Here is a 16,549-nt window from a genome sequence, read left to right as displayed (position 1 = left end):
GGCCGGTCGGTGGCCTCGGCCAGCGCACGGTGGGCGCGCCGCCGCGCCACGCTGGTGGCACCCCCGTACACCGCGGAACGCACCAGCGGATGCCGGAACGCGGCGGTGGCCCGCAGCACCACCAGCCGGGCGGTCTCGGCCGGGCCGGACGCCTCCGGGCCGATGCCGAGCCGCTCGGCCGCGCCCGTGACATAGCCGAGGTCGCCGCCCGGTTCGGCGGCGGCCAGCAGCAGCCAGGTCTGCGTGGCCTTGGACAGTGCGCGCACCTGTTGCAGATAGTGCGCCTCCAACCGCCCGCCCACCGGCAGGGGTTCGGGCAGCGCGAGGCCGCCGGCCAGCTGGTCGGCGGACAGTTCCTGGCCGAGGTCCGCCAGCGCGAGGGGGTTTCCGGCGGTGGCGGTCACGATCCGCGCCGCGACCCGCGCGTCCAGCGGTCCGGCGACGGTCTCGCGCAGCAGCTCCAGCGCGAACGGCTCGGCCAGCCCGGTGACTTCGGTGACGGGCAGCCCCGCCGGTACGTCGAACCCGGTGCGCGCGGCGAACAGCAGCCCGACGCCCTCCGCGTGCACCCGGCGCCCGACGAACGCCAGCACGCTCAGGGTCTCCTCGTCGAGCCACTGGGCGTCGTCCACGAGCGCCAGCACCGGCCGCCGCTTCGCCGCCTCCGCGAGCAGGGTGAGGGTCGCGAGCCCGACGAGGAAACCGTCGGCGGGCGGCCCGTCGGCCAGCCCGCAGGCCACCCGCAACGCCTCGCGCTGGGCCTCCGACAGCGGCCCGGGCTCCTTGAGCCCCTCCAGGAACGGTACGAGCAGCCGGTGCAGGGCCGCGAACGGGAAACCGGTCTCCGCCTCGACACCCGCGATCCGCAGCACCCTCAACTCGGCTGCCTCGGTCGCCGCGTGGTCGAGCAGTACGGTCTTCCCGATCCCGGCGTCGCCGCGCAGCAGCACGACCCGGCTCAGTCCCGCGCGGAGGTCGCCGACGAGACCGTCGAGTAACGCCCCTTCTGCCGCACGCCCTTTGAGGATCAACCCAACACCCTTCAGGAGGACCCCAGTTGGAGACCGGGGACGGTTGATTGTGAGGTTTCTGTGAAGCCCTCACATTCAAGCAGGAGCAGTGCCCGATCGGAGGGCAATGTCCTGGTTCCGTCCTCAACTCCGGCGGATATATCCATCGCTGCCCGGCGTCGACACGTCGACGTCCCTGCGGACGATGCTCAGTCGGCCACCGAATTCCGCGACGGCCTTGCGCAGCCCGGAGTCGGTGTACTCGATCACGACGACCCGGTCGTCGAACGCCTCCGCGTACTCCCCGCACTCGTCGAACTCGCCGCACTCCTCCGCGACCGCGAAGTCCAGTCCGGCCTTCTTCCTGAGCCCGACCAGTTCCACGGTGTTCTTCTGCCCGATGGCCAGCCCACGGGTGTGCGCGTGCCGGGAGAGCAGGGTGATGAAGGCGGTGGCGTCGGCGGCGGTGAGGAGGTCGTCGGAGCGGGTGTAGCTGTCGTAGTTGTCGGGCTCGACCGCGTCGAAGCCCTTGTCGGCGCAGCCGTCGATCCACTCGTTCACCCGCGCCGCGATCCGCTTCCGCTTCGCCGCCGTACCGATGTCGAGCAGCGCCTCGTCCCAGTCCTCGTCGATGACGACCTCGCCGTCGGAGTCCCGCAGCAGCAGATCGGCCGGCCATGACTTCTCGGCATCGGGCTGGGCCTGGAAGGCGTTGACGTAACAGATGTTGTAGAGGCCGGGCGCGGGAGCCGCCGTACGGTCACGGCTGACGATGCGCACACCCGCCGGAGGACGGTAGGCGCCGCCGATCTGGTAGTCGAAACCGGCGTGCAGCGGCGGCAGCCGGACCTCCGCCGAGGGCGTCGACCGCGGCTCGTCCTCGTCGTTCGCCCTCGGCGGCGAACCGCACGCCGTCAGCCCCCAGAGGGCCGCGCAGACGGCCGCCAGCACGATCCCGCCCCGGACACCGTGGCGTTGCTGGCGACTTGGGCCGGACTCGATGCACACGACCAAGATCAAAGCGCCCGGCACGCCCGCAGTCAAGCGGGCCCCGGTGCGCGGACGTCCGACACCGCGCGAGCCGGTGATCACGCCAGGACGTAGGCTCGCTCCGGTACCCGTTACGTCAGCCGAAGGCGGGAGCAGCAACGATGCAGTACGTGAAGCTCGGTTCGACCGGTCTGGACGTGTCGCGGATCTGTCTGGGCTGTATGAGCTACGGCCTTCCCGATCGCGGCGCCCACGAGTGGACCCTCGACGAGGAGGCGTCGCGGCCGTTGATCCGCCAGGCCCTCGACGCCGGGATCACCTTCTTCGACACGGCGAACGTCTACTCCGACGGCACCAGCGAGGAGATCGTCGGCAGGGCTCTCGCCGACTTCGCCCGCCGGGACGAGATCGTGCTGGCCACGAAGGTGCACGGCCGGATGCGGCCCGGGCCCAACGGCGGCGGTCTGTCCCGCAAGGCGATCCTCGCCGAGATCGACCACAGCCTCACCCGCCTCGGCACCGACTACGTCGACCTCTACCAGATCCACCGCTACGACTCCGTCACCCCGGTCGAGGAGACGATGGAGGCGCTGCACGACGTCGTCAAGGCGGGCAAGGCCCGTTACATCGGGGCGAGTTCGATGTACGCCTGGCAGTTCTCGAAGGCCCAGTACACGGCCCGGGAGCACGGCTGGACCCGGTTCGTGTCCATGCAGAACCACTACAACCTCCTCTACCGCGAGGAAGAGCGCGAGATGCTGCCCCTCTGCGCCGACCAGGGCGTCGGCGTCCTGCCGTGGAGCCCGCTCGCCCGCGGCCGGCTCACCCGCGACTGGGGCACCGCCACCGAGCGCAGCGAGCGCGACGACTTCGGCCGCACCCTCTACCCGGAGGGCGACCGCACGATCGTCGAGGCGGTCGCCCGTATCGCGGCCCAGCGGGAGGTCCCGCGTGCGCAGGTGGCCCTTGCCTGGCTGCTCCGGCAGAGCCCGGTGACCGCCCCGATCGTCGGCGCGACCAAGCCGCACCACATCGACGACGCGGTGGCCGCCGTGGACCTCGACCTGACCGACAAGGAGATCGAGGAACTCGGGCAGCCGTACACCCCGCACCCGATCAGCGGCCACTGACCGCTCCGGACCGGTCATGGCATGATCGGGCCGCATACGGGGAGGGGGCGGCGTATGTGGCCGTGGGGGCGGGGCGGACGAAAGCGGGAGCAGGCTCTCGGGCGTGCGGAGGAGGCGCTGCGGGACGCGGCGGCGGGGTTCTACGAGGTCGAGGTGAGCCTGCGGCGCATCGCCTTCCTGCGGGACGAGGTGCAGCGGCTCATCGACGAGCGGATCGGCCTGAACCGCGCACAGTGCCGGCAGCTGGTGGCCGACACCGAGGCGGTCCTCACCCGGCACGACACCTTCTACGCCGACTACTTCACCGATCTCGACGCGTGGACCCCGCTCGCCAGGCACGACACGGCGGCCCGACTGGACGAGGCGGCAACGGTGTTCTGGGGGTGGTCCGGCGCCTGGGACGGGATCCTCGACAGCCACCGCGAAGGCGAGGACGAACGCGCCGAACTCTTCGACGTCCTCGCGCGGTTCCGCACCGAGTGCCGGCCGATCCTCACCGATGCCGCGGAGTCGACGGCGGCGGCCCGGCGCGACCTCGACAGCCTGGCCGACGACGGCGTCCGCAGCCGCTCCCTCGGGCGTGCCCTGCGCACGCTGGAGGGCGAACTGGACCGCCTGTCCGACGGCCGCACCACGGTCGCGAGACGGGCCGAGGTCGCGTCGCGCGGGCGCCGGCTGCACGCGGAGGCCGAGGACATACGGCGGCGATTGCGCGCCGTACGACCCCGGCTCGCGGCGCTGACGGAGACGACTGGGGTCGGTTGACGCCGGCCGGGCGCCGGCGTCAGTGCGGCGCGGACGCTGCCCCGAACTCCGTACCGCACGGCCCCGCGCCCGCGCTCTCGCGCAGCCGGACCCGGTCGCCGTCCATGGAGATCGTGGGGTAGAAGCGGCCGATCCGCTCGGCCGAGCGGCCCACGTAGTGCCCGATGAACGAGCGGCGGAACCGGTCGGCGCTGCGGTTGGGCTGTGAGCCGTGCACCAGGCTGCCGTTGAAGAACAGGACGTCACCCGGCGCCATGTCGACGGGTACCGTGGCCAGGCCGGGCGGCGGCGCCACGTACTCCCGGGCGAAGGACACCCCGGCGTCCGCCTCCTCCGGACAGAACAGGTCCATCCGGTGCGTGCCCGGCACGACCTCCAGGCCGCCGTTGTCCCGGTCGATCGGCTCGCAGGCGATCCAGGCGGCCACACAGGTCCCCGGCTCGACCCGGAGATAGAAGTTGTCCTGGTGCAGCGCCTGGCCCCGCGCACCCGGCGGCTTGAAATAGAACATGCTCTGCGCGGCCAGCACCTCCTCACCGAGCAGCACCTCGAGAACGGCGCGCAGCCGGGGGTCCAGCAACAGGCCTAGCGACGGCTCGTGGAACTCGTGCGGCTGCATCACGCGCGGATACGCGTCCAACGGATCGGCCGGACGCCCGTCCTGCCCGGACGGCCGCGGCTCGAAATGCCCCGGCACCGGACCGGCCGCGTGCAGCGCCGTGAACCCGGCACGGAGCGCGGTGATCTCCTCGTACCCGAACAGACCCCGTACGACGGTGAATCCGTCCTCCTCGAACCGTCGGCGCCCCTCCTCCGGCAGGATGGGAGCGCCGGTGGTGCTGATGCCTGTGACTGTCATCGTCCACTCCTTCGGTCCGCTGCGACTCGCCGTCACACTAGGGGTGCCGTGCCCCGGGGGAGGATGCCTGTGAACGCTGACGGATTGCCCGAGACCGCCGTCCCCGCACCACCGCCCGGCCTGGTGACCGTCGGGCGCTACGACGAAGGACCGGGGTACGCCGTCAACCGGCCGCAGGGCGCCGACAGCTGGCTGTTCACCTGGACGACCGGCGGCCACGGGCTGCTGACCCAGGGCGCGGCCGGGGTGCGGGCCGGCGCCGGGGACCTGGTCGTCCTCGGCCCCGGAGTGCGCCACCGCTATCAGGTCCGACCGGGCGCCCTGCACTGGCGGTTCTGGTGGGCGCACTGCCAGGCCCGCCCGTCCTGGACGCCCTGGCTCAGCCCGTACGCCGTCGGCGACGGCATGTACGTCGTCACCCCGGTCCCGGAGGCCCTGCACGACCGGATGACGACCGCTTTCGCCCGAATGCTGTCCGACGCCCGCTGGCCGGGCAGCGACACAAGGCCGCCCAATTACCCACCCGATTACGCTGTTCCGTCTCCGCCCGAGAGCCCGATAGCCGTCGCACACGGCACCGCCGCCCGGGAACTCGCCCTCTGTTCCCTGGAGGAAATCGTCCTGCTCGCCTCGGCGGCCGCCCGGCCCCTTCCACAACGGCCGGGAATCGACGCCCGGGTGAGCCGTGCGGAAGCCCTCATCGCCGCCGATCCCGCCGCCCCGCACACCGTCCGCTCCCTCGCCGAGGGCGTCGCGCTGTCGCCCTCGCGGTTCGCGCACCTCTTCACCGAGCAGCTCGGCCGGTCCCCCATGCGCGCCCTGCGCGAGGCCCGACTGAGCCATGCCGCCCGGCTGTTGGAGGCCACCGACCTGCCGGTGGAACGCGTCGCCGTCGCCTCCGGCTTCGCCAGCCCGTTCCACTTCAACCGGGTGTTCCGCGAACGCCATGGGACGCCGCCGGGCGCGTACCGGACGCTGTGCAGGCGCGTACCAGCGGTAACCGATGACGCTATTGGTTCTGTGGTGGCTCCTGGGCGGCAAGGTGAAGGAACCGGTCAACTCCCGTGACGGCGCCGTGTGTTGCCGGGATCTACCACACACCCGGAACGTGAGCTGGGGAAACGCACAGGAAGTGCCGGCGGCACGGCGTGGACAGACGGTTTTGCGCCACCGGTAGTGGAGTGCCGCCAATGGTTGCGAAACAGCCCTGAGCGAAGTGAATACCGTTTGCAATGAGGATGTTGATACAGTGGCAATCCCAAAAGATGCATCCCATTGACACGCCGTCAACTGCATTAGTCCGTGCTGGAATGCGGAAAACGGCGTGATCTCTTGTTCCAGCTCGATGAGCTGTGCAAAGGTGTGCACGTCGGCGTGCGGACAGTCTCTTTTCCCCCTGCACGTACGCGGCGTCCCCGTTGGCTCCCCGCTCCAAAAGAGCTGTCCGCTGCGGGCGTTCGCGATACCGATTCCCCGTTTGGTCCGATCCTGTCGTTTCGTCGGCCGGGTCGCATACCTCTAGGTATGGACTAAAACCCGCGTTGTCCGTGGAGGAATACAGACGTGAAAGACGCAGGCCTGTCGAATTCCCCAACCCCAGCTCCGGCTTACGACGCTTCGGATGTCGAACTCAGCGCCGAGCTGACGAAGTGGACGGGGACGACGCCCGCACTCCATCCCGTCGGTGAACTGCTCGACCGGCACTGGGAAGCAGCTTTCGCCTACGCCCGTCTGTGCACCAGCGGCGCGCGTCCCGCCGGAATGCTCACCACCGCCGCGTTCACCCGCCTCTTCGGGGAATCCCTCCGGCACAACGGCCCGACCTCCGCGTGGCGGCCCCAACTCCTGGTCACCGTCCGCCGTCTCGCGGCCGAGTGGGAGAGCGACCACCGCCACGAGATGCTCCACCCCGAGCTGCGCACCACACCCGGCGGCGGGAACCGCGTCGCCGCCCGTCTGCTGCCCGCCCCCGACCGGCGGCTGCTCTCCAGGGCGTTCCAGAACCTCTCGCAGTCCGCGCGCTGTCTGCTGTGGCACGCGGAGGTCGAGGGCGAACCGCTGGAGATACCCGCCGCCCTGCTGGGCCTGAGCGTGACCGACGCCGCCGTGGAACTCGGGCGGGCCCGTGGCCGCCTGCGCGAGGAGTGCCTGCACGTCCACCGCGAGGTCGTGCCCCGCGACGAGTGCCGCCGCTACATCCGGCTGATCGACGTCACCTGCCGGCGCCGCAGCCTCGACGTCGACCCCGACCTGGCCAAGCACCTCGCCGACTGCAAGCACTGCCGGTACGCCGCCGACCAGCTGAACCAGTTCAACGGCGACCTCGCCCTCGCCCTGGCCGAGGGCGTGCTCGGCTGGGGTGCGCGCGCCTACCTGGAGTCCCGCCCCGGACGTGCCGCCGAGAGCGCCATCGTGGAGGTCGAGCAGGCCCCGATCGTCGAGATCGCCACGGTCGAGAGCCTGCTCCCGGTCCCGCGCGTCCTGGCCCAGGCCCCGCCCATGCCCACCACGGCCCCCGTCTCCACCGAGCTGGTCGTCCGCCCCGGATCGCACCGCTCCGCGCACAAGGCGGCCCGGCGCGCGGTCCGCCGCCGCAACCGCGCCCTCGCCGTCGCGACCGTGAGCGCGCTGGTCCTCCTTCCCCTGGTCCTGTGGAACGCCCTCGGCCAGGGCGACGACGAGGGCCCGACGGCCGAGACCAGCCCCTCGGACACCGCCACCAACGGCTCCGGCACCGCCGACAACGACCCTTCCTGGATCGGCGCCGGGGAGACCACGAAGGGCGCCCTGCTCGGCCGGCTGCACAACGTCGAGTCCGGACTGTGCATCGGCGTCGTCGGCGGCAAGCCCGTCAAGGGCGCGGAGACCGAGCTGACCGCCTGCTCGTCGGCAGCGGGCCAGCAGTGGGCGTACGAGAAGGACGGCCTGCTGCGCAGCATCGCCGCCCCGGACCTCTGCCTCGACTCCCACCTCGGCTACTCCGTCCAGCTCGCCCCGTGCACGGGCACCGCCCAGCCCGCCACGAAGAACGTCCGCTACGACTTCACCCTCCAGGGCACCCTGGTCCCGCGCTGGGACCAGGACCTGGCGCTGACTCCCGCGGACGCCAAGAGCAAGACCGCGCTGGTACTGAAGACGCGCGAGGAGTCCGCCGACCAGCACTGGGTCTTCGACTCCTCGGCGCCCTCGCTCCAGATGGAGGCCGTCAACTGGGACGCGGCCACCGAGTCCACCGCCCCGGTAGTCAAGAAGAGCCCCAAACCCTCACCGACCCCGACGGCGACTCCGACCCCCACCCCCACAGCGTCCGAGCCGACCCCGACCCAGTCGACGGCCCAGCCGACCCCGTCGGCCTCGTACCCGTCCAACGTGCCCTGCTACTACTACGGCTACTACGCCTGCTCCTCCAACGGGCAGTACGGGAACAACGGCAACAACTACGGCTACGGCTATGGCGGATACGGCGGCTACGGCTACGGCGGTGGATACGGCGGCTGGGGAGGCCGCTGACGAGACCGGGCCCCGCCCGCCCCTCAGCCCCCGACGACGAGCAGCGAGCCCCACAGCGCCACCACGGCCGGGATCAGCGCGGCCGGCACGGAGATCAGTCCGAGCCGCGTGAACTCCCCGACCCCGACCTCGTGTTCGTACCGGTGCACGATCCGCCGCCACAGCAGGGTCGCCAGCGATCCGGCGTACGTCAGGTTCGGACCGATGTTCACCCCGAGCAGCACGGCGAGCACCGCACCCGGACCGGCCGTGGCGGTCAGCGGCAGCAGCACCAGCACCGCGGGCAGGTTGTTGATCAGATTGGCGAGTACGGCGGCCAGCGCGGCGATCCCGAGCAGCGCGACCAGTCCGGTCCCGTCGGGCAGCACCCGGCCCAGCGCGTCGGCGAGCCCGTTGTCCACGACCGCGCGGACGACGACGCCCAGCGCCAGCACGAACGCGAGGAACCCGGGCGCCGTGGCCCGCAGCACCGCCACCGGAGTGGCGCGCCGCTGCACCAGCGCACGCCCGGCGAGCACGAGCGCCCCCGCGAGCGCCGCCCACGCCGGGTCGATGCCCACCGCGGAGGCCACGACGAACCCGGCCAGCGTGCAGCCCACGGTGACAAGGGCGAACAAGGGGAACGCGGGCGCGTCCGCCGTCTCCGGGCGTGACACGGCGTCCGGCGGGGGCACCGCCAGATCGGCGGCGAAGAACCGTCGGAACACCAGGTACTCGGCGCCGATCGCGACCAGCCAGGGCAGCGCCATCAGCGCCGCGAACCGGGTGAAGCTCAGTCCGCTCGCGCTGAACGCCAGCAGGTTGGTGAGGTTGGAGACCGGCAGCAGCAGCGACGCCGTGTTCGACAGATGCGCGCAGGCATAGGCGTGCGGCTTGGGCCGGATCCCGCTCCGGGCGGCCGTGGCGAACACCACCGGCGTGAGCAGCACGACGGTCGCGTCCAGACTCAGTACGGCTGTGATCGCCGAGGCGAGCACGAAGACCGAGGTCAGCAGCCGCCCCGGCCGGTTCTCCGCCCGACGGGCCATCCACGCCCCGCAGGCCCGGAAGAGCCCCTCGACATCGCAGAAGTGGGCCAGCACCAGCACCGCCGCGAGGAAGCCGACCACCGGCCCGAGCCGCTCGGCCTCCTGCCACGCGTGCTCCGGCGAGATCGCGCCGGTGACGACCACGAGCCCGGCGGCGGGAACCGCCACGACCGCCTCCGGCAGCCCGAAGGGGCGGACGACGGCGCAGGCCAGGACGGCGACGAGCAGCACGACGGACAGTGCCTCGGCGGACGCGGAGTTCAGGGTTCGGTCCTCCGGGACGGAAATTTCGGAACCGACCCATGAAAGCAGGCGGCGGTCAGGGGCCTGCCCACCGGGTAGGGGTGCTGGTCATGGGTTTGCCCGCCGGGCCGGGCGCCGCTGACCGGCCCGCCCGCCGGGTCAGGGCGCCGGTAATGGGCTCGCACACTGGGGCGGGGTGCTGGTCACGGGTTTGCACACTGGGGCGGGGTGCTGGTCATGGGCTCGCCCACCGGGCCGGGGCGCTGGTCACGGGTTTGCACGCTGGGTCGGGCGCCGCTGACCGGCCCGCCCGCCGGGTCAGGGCGCCGGCAATGGGCTCGCACACCGGGTCGGGGTGCTGGTCACGGGTTTGCCCACCGGGCCGGGGCAAGGCTCACGGGTTTGCCCGCCAGGCCGGGGCGCCGCTCACCGGCTCGCCCACTGGGTCAGGCGCCGCTGCCCGGGCCGAAGACCGTCAGGAACACCGACGACTCGTTCCCGCCGACGGGCACCTCACCCTTGTCCCAGGCCACCTTCAGCGGCTCCCGCTCGTCCGGCGGGGTCACCAGCAGCGCGGCCGGAGTAGCCGTCTCGGCCTCGCTGATCTCCGGGTTGGCGAAGCTCAGGCCCGCCCAGGCGCTGCCGCCCGGCGCCAGCTCGACCGTCGTCGGCGTGGCCTCCGAGCGCTTCGGGTCGGGGCCGAGCTGCTTGCCGGCCGCGTCCACGAAGGCGGCGCCCGGGTAGCCGCGCAGGGTACAGACGCGGTCGGAGTCGTTGGTGAGGACGACGGGGAAGTTCTTCTGCCCGGCGCCCGGATCGAGCCGCCCGACGGAGGCACTCAGGTCGGCGGTGCGGCAGCGGGTGCCGTCGGTCGACGGGGCGGGCGTCGAGGCGGCAGCCGTCGAAGTGGCGGACGCCGATGGCACGGCCGTCGCCGGAGCGGCCGTGCCGCCGCCGTTGTCGCAGGCCCCGAGGAACAGGACCGGTAACGCGAGCAGCGCGGCTCGGGATGTACGGAAGATCGCCATGTCGACACTCCTGGAAGTCGCTCCGCGTACGGCGTCTCGTGCACCGTCACGAGTGTCCGATGCGGCCGGAACCAAAATGGTTCACACCCCGTTGGAGTCAGGAATCACACCTCGTCCGTCAGCGACAGCTCCGCCCAGATCGTCTTCCCGTCGGGCGTGTGCCGGCTGCCCCACCGCTCGGTGAGCTGGGCGACGAGCAGCAGACCTCGCCCGCCCTCGTCGAAGGTTCTCGCGCGCCGCAGATGCGGGGCGGTGTGGCTGCTGTCGGAGACCTCGCAGATCAGCCTGGCCGCGTCATGGATGAGGCGCAGTCGGATGGGGTGCGAGCCGTACCGGATGGCGTTGGTGACCAGTTCGCTCACCACCAGCTCGGTGGTGAACCCGGCCTCGCTCAGATCCCAGACGTCGAGCTGCTCACCGACCTGCTTGCGGATCGGCCCGACGAGCGCAGGATCCGGCGGGATGTCCCACGTCGTCACCCGGGAGGCGGGGAGTCCCTGGGTGCGGGCCAGCAGCAGCGCCACGTCGTCGGCCGCGCCGCCCGGCGGCAGCAGGGTGTGCAGGATGCGGTCGCAGGTCTCGTCGAGCGAGTCCGCGTACGCCGCCAGCGCCTCGCACAGCAGCCGGTGACCGGTGTCGATGTCCTGCTCGCGGCTCTCGATCAGCCCGTCGGTGTAGAGGGCGAGGACCGTGCCCTCGGGCAGATCGAGTTCCGTCGACTCGAAGGGGAGCCCGCCCAGTCCCAGCGGGGGACCGGCGGGCAGCCGGATCTGCCGGGGTCTGCCGCCCGGCGTGAGCATGACCGGCGGCGGATGCCCGGCTCGGGCGATGGTGCAGCGTCGCGCCACCGGGTCGTACACCGCGTACAGACAGGTGGCGCCGACCTCTCCGGGGCCGCCCTCGCTGCCGGCCTCGGCGGACAGTCGTACGACGAGGTCGTCGAGGTGGGTCAGCAGCTCGTCCGGGGCGAGGTCGATGTCGGCGAGTGTGCGCACGGCGGTGCGCAGCCGGCCCATGGTGGCGGAGGCCTGGATGCCGTGGCCGACGACGTCCCCGACGACCATCGCGACCCGCATCCCGGACAGCGGGATCACGTCGAACCAGTCGCCGCCCACCCCGGCCCGCGCCGCCGGGAGATAACGCGAGGCCGCTTCGAGGGCGGCGGTGCGCGGCAGGGTCCGGGGGAGCAGGCTGCGCTGCAGGGCGAGGGCCGTGTCGCGTTCGCGGGAGAACCGGCGGGCGTTGTCGATACAGACGGCGGCCCGCGCGGTCACCTCCTCGGCGAGCAGCACGTCGTCGGGCGTGAACGGGTCGGGCCGCCGGTACCGGGTCAGGACGGCGACGCCGAGGGTCGTACCGCGTGCCGTTATCGGGACGGACATCGTGGAGTGGATGCCGAACTCCTTGACCCGGTTGAAGCGCGCCTTGTCCCAGGACAGCCACTGTTCGAGGTCGCCGGAGGGCACGGTGGCCACGATCGAGCGGCCCGCGAGGAGGGAGTCGGCCTGGGGCGAGAAGGCGGGGTACTGGTCCAGTTGTCCCGGCTTGGCGACGGCTTCCGGGCTGCCGGGGAGGATCGAGCGGTGGGCGGCCCGGCGGAGGCTGATGGGCGCCGTCAGTTCGGCCGGGCGGTGGTCGCCGCCGTGCTGCGGCGGGTCCAGCAGATCGACGCTGACGAAGTCGGCGAGGGCGGGGACACAGACGTCCGCCAGCTCCTGAGCCGTCCGGGTGACGTCGAGGGTGGTGCCGATGCGCACACTCGCCTCGTTGACCAGCTGGAGCCGCTCCCGGGCGAGGTACTGCTCGGTGAAGTCATGGGCCGCGAGACAGACCCCCCGCACCCGCCCCTCGGCGTCCTTGAGCGGCGCCAGCCGGGCCAGCCAGGCATGCGCGCGGTCCTCGCCGCCGGTCTGCAGATAGGTCTGTACGTCCTTCGCCCGGCCGTTGGTCAGCACGTCGAGCATGTGCTGCTCCAGCTCCGCGCTGCGCTCCTTGCCGCCTATCTCGGCGATCCTGAGCCCCCGGATGCGCTCCAGCGGCAGGCCGATGACCCCGGCCATGGCGTCGTTCACGCCGTGCAGCCGCAGCCGGTCGTCGTAGACGGCCGTCGCACAGGGCGCCTGGGCCAGCGCGGCCCGCATCAGCGGGTCGTCCTCGGGGCGCGACCCGCCCTCCAGCGGGGTGACGACGAGCCACTCGGCCGGGCCGCTGTCCGGGGCGGGCCGGTGGTGGGCGAGGAGCCAGGTGGACACCGTACGGCCGTCGCGGTGACGCAGCGCGAGGGTGCCGGACCAGGGATCCTGCTCCGGGCGGCCGGGCCCGGCCGTATCGCCGTCGGCCAGCAGAGCAGCGGCGGGACGACCCAGCACCTCGGCCGCCGACCAGCCCAGCAGCCTGCGAGCGCCCTCGTTCCAGCCGGTCAGTGTGCCCCGCTCGTCGACGACGGCCCGCGCCGTGGCGGCATCGTCGAACGGGTACACCGGACTCATCGTCGCCACTCCATCGTGAACACTCACAGTGAGCAAGGGACGTCACAGGTGTTCCACAGTAGTGCGTTCTGCCCGTGTGTGGTCGGGAACACCGCTGCCCCGGGCCGCCGGAAAGGCCACCGCGCGGGGCGCGAATCAGGCCGTTGTGACAGGTGAGACCGAAGTTCGTCACCGGACCCTTGACGGGCACATGTTGCTCACCGTCAGAATCTGTTTGCTAACGATCAGTTGTGATTACTTCTGGGTCCTGGCGAGAATTCTGGGCCCTGTCGAGGGAGAGCCGCCATGACGGTCACACGCAGATCGGTTCTGATCGCCGGTACGTCGGCCCCGGCGGCCGGAGCCTTACTGGGCACCGCGACCGACGCGCGGGCCGCCGACCGCGCCGCCCGCCGAACCGTCCCGCTCCGGGACGGCTGGCGCTTCGCGCTGGTCGACCCGGGCGGGATCACCGACCCCACGGGCGCGTACGAGAACGCCCCCGACCCCGCGTACGACGACTCGGCGTGGCGGACGGTCGCCGTCCCGCACGACTGGAGCATCGAACTCACCCCGACCACCGACCACGGCACGACGAGCGGCACCGGCTTCTTCCCCGGCGGCCTCGCCTGGTACCGCCTGACCTTCACCCTCCCGCCCGCACTCGCGGGCCGGCGGATCTCGGTGGAGTTCGACGGCGTCTACATGGACTCGTACGTCTACTGCAACGGCACGGAGGTCGGCCGCCACCCCTACGGCTACACGGGCTTCACCTTCGACCTCACCGACCTCCTGCACACCGACGGCACCACCGAGAACGTGCTCGCGGTGAAGGTGCGGAACCGGCTGCCCAGCAGCCGCTGGTACTCGGGCAGCGGCATCTATCGCGAGGCCCGCCTGGTCGTGACGGAATCGGTGCACGTGGAGCGCTGGGGTACGTACGTCACGACCCCGGAGATCACCGACGACCGGGCCCTGGTCCGGGCACTGACAGCCGTGGTGAACGAGTCCGGCGCAGCAGCCGATGTCGAGGTCGTCTCCCGGATCGTCGACCCGCGCGGCCGTACGGTGGCCCGCACCTCGTCCACGGTCACGGTCACCGACCGGTCGACGGAGACCCATGAACTCACGGTCCCCGACCCGAAGTTGTGGGACATAGAGGCGCCCCATCGCTACACCCTGAAGACGGAACTGCGCGTCGGCGGCGCAACGGTGGACACCCACCGCACGACCTTCGGCATCCGGAGCTTCCGCTTCGACCCGGACGAGGGCTTCCAGCTGAACGGCACGCAGCACAAGATCAAGGGAGTCGACCTCCACCACGACCTGGGCGCCCTCGGTGCCGCTGTCAACATCGACGCAATCCGGCGCCAGATGACCATCATGAAGTCGATGGGCGTCAACGCCTTCCGCACGTCGCACAACCCGCCCTCGCCGGAGATGATCCAGGTCTGCGAGGAGCTGGGCATCGTGATGATGGTGGAGGCCTTCGACTGCTGGCGCAGTCCCAAGACCCGCTACGACTACGGCCGGTTCTTCGAGGAGTGGGCGGACCGGGACATCACGGAGATGGTGAAGGCGGCCCGCAACTCGCCGGCCGTCCTGATGTGGTCGATAGGCAACGAGATCTCCGAGTTCACGTCGACCGCGGGCCTGGCGATGGCGGACCGCCTGATCGCGGCGGTGAAGGCGTCGGACGACACCCGCCCGATAGTGATCGGCTCCCACCGCCACCGCAGCGTCCCCGCCCCCGGCACGCCCGGCGACCTGATCCTGGCCAAGCTCGACGGTCTCGGCCTCAACTACAACACCGCGGCCTCGGTGGACGCCCTGCACACCCGCTATCCGCACCTGTTCCTGTTCGAGTCGGAGTCCTCGTCCGAGACCTCCACGAGGGGTGTCTACCAGGAGCCGGAACGCCTGAACACGGGCGAGAACCACACACCGGGCAAGCGCGCGGTCTCGTCGTACGACAACAACCTGGCCTCCTGGACGATGAGCGGGGAGTACGGCCTGAAGAAGGACCGGGACCGCAAGTGGTTCGCGGGCGAGTTCCTGTGGTCGGGCATCGACTACATCGGCGAGCCGACCCCGTACGACGTGTTCCCGGTGAAGGCGTCCTTCTTCGGCGCGGTCGACACGGCGGGCTTCCCCAAGGACATGTACCACCTGTTCCGCAGCCAGTGGACGGCCGAACCGATGGTCCACCTTCTCCCGATGACGTGGAACCACGAGCTGGGCGACACGGTGGAGGTCTGGGCCTACGCGAACGTCGACACGGTGGAGCTGTTCCTCAACGGAAAGTCGTGCGGGACAAGGCGGTTCGACACGAAGAAGACGGTCGACGGCCGTGTCTACCTGGAGACCACGGAGGCGACGGGGGACGACAAGACGGTCACCTCCGGTGCCTGGCCCGGCAGTTACACCAGTCCGAACGGCAGCGCGGGCAAACTGCACCTGACCTGGCATGTGCCGTACGCGCCTGGGGAGTTGAAGGCGGTGGCGCGGCGGGACGGACGGGTCGTGGCGACGGACGTCCTGCGGACGGCGGGCGAGGCGCACGCGATACGCCTGACGGCGGACCGCAAGTCCCTTGCGGCGGACGGTCGTTCACTGTGCTTCGTGACGGCTGAGGTGGTCGATGAGAGGGGAGTGGTGGTACCCGACGCCGAGCACTTGCTCGCGTTCTCGGTCGACGGTGGCGGCTCGCTGGCGGGCCTCGACAACGGGCGCGAGGAGAGCGCGGAGCGCTATCAGGCGAGTACCCGAACCGCCTTCTGCGGCAAGGCACTTGCCATCGTCCGGGCGGGTGTGGAGGTGGGGCGGTTGAAGGTCACGGCGCGTGCGGCGGGGCTGCGTACGGGGACGGTCGTGGTCCGTACGAGGGCGTCGCGCGACGAGGCGCTGACGCCGGCGGCTCCCTTCCCGCCGGACCCGGGCCAGGGACCGCAGGCGTACCCGTTGGCGGACGCGAGTTACTCCGGCCGCCCGGACACCCTGCCCGCCGCGATGCTCGACGGTGCGCCGGGCACCGGCTGGTCCAACGGCTTCTACAAGGCGCCGACCGCGCTGCTGCCGGCGTTCAGCGGGGCACGTAGGGAGGACTGGGTGTCGGTGGACTGGGGGCGGGCGCGGGACTTCACGAGGGTGGAGGTCTCTTTCACGGTGGACGCGACGCACAGCCTGCCTGCGGCGGTGGGGGTGTCGGTGTGGGACGGCGACCGGTACGTCCCGGTGCCGGAGGCGGCCGTGGCGTGGGCCGAGGGCTCGGACACACCGACGGTGATCACCTTCGCGGCGGTACGGGGGAGCAGGTTGCGGCTGGACCTGACGAGCCGTTACCCGGGGGAGGAGCGGGGCGCGATACGGATCAGCCGACTGGAGACCCCGGCGGCTTGATCCTCGCCCCCGCCGCCCCTACCCATTCCCATCCCCTGGTGGCTGCGCCCCCAGACCCCCAACGGCCCTGAACGGGCCTAGTCCTCAAACGCCGGACGGGCTGAAAGATCTAGCCCGTC

At 71.5% G+C, this 16,549-nt stretch carries 11 protein-coding genes; 5 read left to right on the top strand and 6 right to left on the bottom strand.

Annotated elements, in window-relative coordinates; translation table 11 throughout:
• Both ACWCRB_RS44130 and ACWCRB_RS44125 read right to left on the bottom strand, forming a co-directional pair.
• On the bottom strand, window positions 1–1,031 hold a 1,031-nt coding region (locus ACWCRB_RS44130; RefSeq protein ID WP_451001457.1), incomplete at its 3' end, for an AAA family ATPase.
• Between the two features lie 123 nt (window positions 1,032–1,154).
• Window positions 1,155–2,012 (bottom strand): endo alpha-1,4 polygalactosaminidase, encoded by an 858-nt coding sequence (locus ACWCRB_RS44125; RefSeq protein WP_451001459.1) that lies wholly within the window; start codon window positions 2,010–2,012, stop codon window positions 1,155–1,157.
• Window positions 2,013–2,161: 149 nt separating this feature from the next.
• Here ACWCRB_RS44125 and ACWCRB_RS44120 point away from each other — a divergent pair, with 149 nt between their 5' ends.
• Together ACWCRB_RS44120 and ACWCRB_RS44115 are read left to right on the top strand one after the other, a co-directional pair.
• Window positions 2,162–3,130, top strand: a complete 969-nt coding sequence (locus ACWCRB_RS44120; RefSeq protein ID WP_451001456.1) for an aldo/keto reductase — start codon at window positions 2,162–2,164, stop codon at window positions 3,128–3,130.
• Window positions 3,131–3,184: 54 nt separating this feature from the next.
• Entirely contained in the window at window positions 3,185–3,895 is a 711-nt protein-coding gene (locus tag ACWCRB_RS44115) for a hypothetical protein (RefSeq protein WP_451001455.1), read from the top strand.
• 19 nt (window positions 3,896–3,914) lie between these two features.
• Here ACWCRB_RS44115 and ACWCRB_RS44110 read toward each other — a convergent pair whose 3' ends face one another.
• On the bottom strand, window positions 3,915–4,754 hold the full coding sequence (locus tag ACWCRB_RS44110; protein ID WP_451001454.1) for a phytanoyl-CoA dioxygenase family protein: 840 nt from the start codon (window positions 4,752–4,754) through the stop codon (window positions 3,915–3,917).
• Between the two features lie 63 nt (window positions 4,755–4,817).
• Between ACWCRB_RS44110 and ACWCRB_RS44105 the strand changes: the two genes are divergently transcribed.
• Both ACWCRB_RS44105 and ACWCRB_RS44100 read left to right on the top strand, forming a co-directional pair.
• A complete protein-coding gene (locus ACWCRB_RS44105) occupies window positions 4,818–5,822 on the top strand; it encodes a helix-turn-helix domain-containing protein (protein ID WP_451001453.1) in 1,005 nt (334 codons plus the stop codon).
• A gap of 495 nt (window positions 5,823–6,317) precedes the next feature.
• Window positions 6,318–8,264: a ricin-type beta-trefoil lectin domain protein gene (locus ACWCRB_RS44100; protein ID WP_451001452.1), complete on the top strand. Its 1,947-nt coding sequence runs from the start codon at window positions 6,318–6,320 to the stop codon at window positions 8,262–8,264.
• A gap of 23 nt (window positions 8,265–8,287) precedes the next feature.
• On the opposite strand, the gene ACWCRB_RS44095 is transcribed toward ACWCRB_RS44100, so the two are convergent.
• The 3 genes from ACWCRB_RS44095 to ACWCRB_RS44085 all read right to left on the bottom strand — a co-directional run bounded on the left by ACWCRB_RS44095 (window position 8,288) and on the right by ACWCRB_RS44085 (window position 13,052).
• Window positions 8,288–9,556, bottom strand: a complete 1,269-nt coding sequence (locus tag ACWCRB_RS44095; RefSeq protein WP_451001458.1) for an arsenic transporter — start codon at window positions 9,554–9,556, stop codon at window positions 8,288–8,290.
• Between the two features lie 425 nt (window positions 9,557–9,981).
• On the bottom strand, window positions 9,982–10,563 hold the full coding sequence (locus tag ACWCRB_RS44090) for a DUF4232 domain-containing protein (protein WP_451001451.1): 582 nt from the start codon (window positions 10,561–10,563) through the stop codon (window positions 9,982–9,984).
• Window positions 10,564–10,667: 104 nt separating this feature from the next.
• Entirely contained in the window at window positions 10,668–13,052 is a 2,385-nt protein-coding gene (locus ACWCRB_RS44085) for a SpoIIE family protein phosphatase (protein ID WP_451001450.1), read from the bottom strand.
• Window positions 13,053–13,337: 285 nt separating this feature from the next.
• On the opposite strand from ACWCRB_RS44085, the gene ACWCRB_RS44080 reads away from it, so the two are divergent.
• Window positions 13,338–16,430 (top strand): glycoside hydrolase family 2 TIM barrel-domain containing protein, encoded by a 3,093-nt coding sequence (locus ACWCRB_RS44080; protein ID WP_451001449.1) that lies wholly within the window; start codon window positions 13,338–13,340, stop codon window positions 16,428–16,430.
• Window positions 16,431–16,549: the final 119 nt, after the last annotated feature.

The organism is Streptomyces sp. NPDC002156 (genome assembly GCF_053593675.1).
The sequence above is the reverse complement of the archived record's forward strand: the minus strand, read 5'-3'. Positions and strand labels throughout refer to the sequence as shown.

Excerpts from the sequence above, each read along its gene's own strand:
- ACWCRB_RS44120 (WP_451001456.1), top strand. The coding sequence starts at position 2,162 with ATGCAGTACGTGAAGCTCGGTTCGACCGGTCTGGACGTGTCGCGGATC.
- ACWCRB_RS44115 (WP_451001455.1), top strand. The coding sequence starts at position 3,185 with ATGTGGCCGTGGGGGCGGGGCGGACGAAAGCGGGAGCAGGCTCTCGGG.
- ACWCRB_RS44110 (WP_451001454.1), bottom strand. The coding sequence starts at position 4,754 with ATGACAGTCACAGGCATCAGCACCACCGGCGCTCCCATCCTGCCGGAG.
- ACWCRB_RS44105 (WP_451001453.1), top strand. The coding sequence starts at position 4,818 with ATGCCTGTGAACGCTGACGGATTGCCCGAGACCGCCGTCCCCGCACCA.
- ACWCRB_RS44090 (WP_451001451.1), bottom strand. The coding sequence starts at position 10,563 with ATGGCGATCTTCCGTACATCCCGAGCCGCGCTGCTCGCGTTACCGGTC.
- ACWCRB_RS44085 (WP_451001450.1), bottom strand. The coding sequence starts at position 13,052 with ATGAGTCCGGTGTACCCGTTCGACGATGCCGCCACGGCGCGGGCCGTC.
- ACWCRB_RS44080 (WP_451001449.1), top strand. The coding sequence starts at position 13,338 with ATGACGGTCACACGCAGATCGGTTCTGATCGCCGGTACGTCGGCCCCG.